Source organism: Nguyenibacter vanlangensis (assembly GCF_013376155.1).
GTDB classification, from domain to species: domain Bacteria; phylum Pseudomonadota; class Alphaproteobacteria; order Acetobacterales; family Acetobacteraceae; genus Gluconacetobacter; species Gluconacetobacter vanlangensis.
Genome location: NZ_JABXXP010000420.1, coordinates 1 through 2,568, shown reverse-complemented (window position 1 = coordinate 2,568; position 2,568 = coordinate 1). Strand labels below are relative to the sequence as shown.

Genomic DNA, 2,568 nt, shown 5'->3' with positions numbered 1-2,568 from the left:
GAAAGCCTGCACGCCGCCGCCGACGACAGCCTGCGCGCCACGCAGTTGATCCGCGCCTATCGGGTGCGCGGGCACCTCGAGGCCCGGCTGGACCCGCTGGGGCTGCAGGTCCCCAAGCCGCATGCCGACCTGGACCCGGCGACCTACGGCTTCGGGCCCCAGGACCTGGACCGCCCGATCTATCTGGGCCAGATCGTGGCCAAGCTGACCGGCACCCAGACCGCGACCATCGCCCAGGTGGTGGACGCGTTGCGCGCCGTCTATTGCGGGCCGATCGGCGCCGAGTTCATGCATGTGCAGGACCCCGCGCAGCGCAACTGGCTCCAGGCGCGGCTGGAAGGCGACGATTGGCGCGTAAGCACCACGGCGGCGCAGAAGAAGATCATCCTGGACCAGCTCACCGAGGCCGAGGGGTTCGAGGCATTCTGCCAGAAGCGCTATGTCGGCACGAAGCGTTTCGGGCTGGAGGGCGAGGACGTCACCATTCCCGCGCTGCATGCGGTGATCGACCAGGTCGCCAAGGACGGCGTGCGCTCGGTGGCCATCGGCATGCCGCATCGCGGGCGGCTGAACACGCTGGTGAACGTGGTGCGCAAGCCCTATACCGCGATCTTCAGCGAATTCGCCGGCGCGTCGTTCAAGCCCGACGACGTGCAGGGTTCGGGCGACGTGAAATATCACCTGGGCACGTCGACGGATGTCGATATCGACGGGCATACCGTGCATATCTCGCTGCAGCCCAATCCCTCGCATCTCGAAGCGGTCGATCCGGTGGTGATCGGCAAGGTGCGCGCGGCGCAGGACGATGACGGCCCGCAGACCCGCAGCCGCCACATGGCGCTGCTGCTGCATGGCGACGCGGCCTTCGCCGGGCAGGGCCTGGTCTACGAGACGATGGCGATGTCGCAGTTGATCGGCTATCGCACCGGCGGCACCATCCATATCGTGGTGAACAACCAGATCGGATTCACCACCGTGTCCGCCCACGCCTATTCCGGCCTGTACTGCACCGACATCGCCAAGGCGGTGCAGGCCCCGATCCTGCACGTCAACGGCGACGAGCCCGAGGCCGTGGTCTATTGCGCCCGGCTGGCCGCCGATTTCCGGCAGGCATTCGCCACCGACATCGTGCTGGACGTCGTCGGCTACCGCCGGCACGGCCATAACGAGTCCGACGAACCCTCCTTCACCCAGCCAACGATGTACAAGGCCATCGCCGCCCGTCCGACGGTGCGCACGCTCTATGCCGACCGGCTGGTGCGCGAGCGCGTGCTGACCGAGGCCGAGGCGGCGGCGAGCTGGGACGCGTTCCAGAACCGGCTTGAGGATTCCTATCAGGCGGCGCAGACCTACAAGCCCAACAAGGCGGACTGGCTGGAGGGATGCTGGTCCGGGCTGAAGCCGCCGCCGGCGGGCAGCGCCGAGTCCGAGCCCGCCACCGGCGTGCCGGTCGAGACCCTGCGCAGGATCGGCGACGCGCTGAGCACGGCGCCGGCCGATTTCAACATCAATTCGAAAATCGCCCGGCAGCTCAAGGCCAAGGCCGACATGTTCCGCACGGGCGAGGGCATCGACTGGGCGACCGGCGAGGCGCTGGGCTTCGGCTCGCTGCTGCTGGAGGGGCACCGCGTGCGGCTGTCGGGCGAGGATTGCCAGCGCGGCACCTTCAGCCAGCGCCATGCGGTGCTGACGGACCAGATCAACCAGAACACCTACGCGCCGCTGAACAATATCGACGCGTCGCAGGGCGTGTTCGAGGTCTATAACTCGCTGCTGTCCGAATTCGGCGTGCTGGGCTTCGAATATGGCTACTCGCTGGCCGATCCGAACGCGCTGGTGTTGTGGGAGGCACAGTTCGGCGATTTCGCCAACGGCGCGCAGGTCATCATCGACCAGTTCATCGCCTCGGGCGAGACCAAGTGGCTGCGCATGTCCGGCCTGGTCCTGCTGCTGCCCCATGGATATGAGGGGCAGGGTCCCGAACATTCCTCGGCCCGGCTGGAACGGTATCTGCAGCTCTGCGCCGAGGACAATATGCGGGTGTGCAACATCACCACCCCCGCCAATTACTTCCATGCGCTGCGGCGCCAGTTGAAGCTGAACTACCGCAAGCCGCTGGTCGTCATGACGCCGAAATCCCTGCTGCGGCACAAGCTGGCGGTGTCCAGCCTCGAGGAATTCGCATCCGGCACGTCGTTCCGCCCGGTGATCGGCGAGATCGACCCGATCGCCCATGGCGACGCGGTCGAACGGGTCGTGATCTGTTCGGGCAAGGTCTATTACGACCTGCTGGCCGAGCGGCGCGAGCGCGGACTGGACAAGGTCGCGCTGCTGCGGCTGGAACAATTCTATCCGTTCCCGGACAGGACGCTGGTCGAGCAGTTGGCGCTGTATCCCAAGGCGCAGGTCGTCTGGTGCCAGGAAGAGCCGCAGAACATGGGCGGCTGGACCTTCGTCGATCGCCTCATCGAGGACGTGATGGCGAAGGCCGGCCGCCAGGGCGCCCGCCCGATCTATGTCGGACGCGCCGCAGCGGCCAGCCCGGCGACCGGCCTGGCGCGCATCCAT

The 2,568-nt window shown here is 67.1% G+C and carries 1 protein-coding gene; it reads left to right on the top strand.

All coding sequences use genetic code 11. The annotated features are described in order from the left end of the window. Nucleotides 1-2,568, top strand: a 2,568-nt coding sequence (locus HUK84_RS14760; protein WP_176640962.1) for a 2-oxoglutarate dehydrogenase E1 component, incomplete at both ends; no start/stop codon positions are given.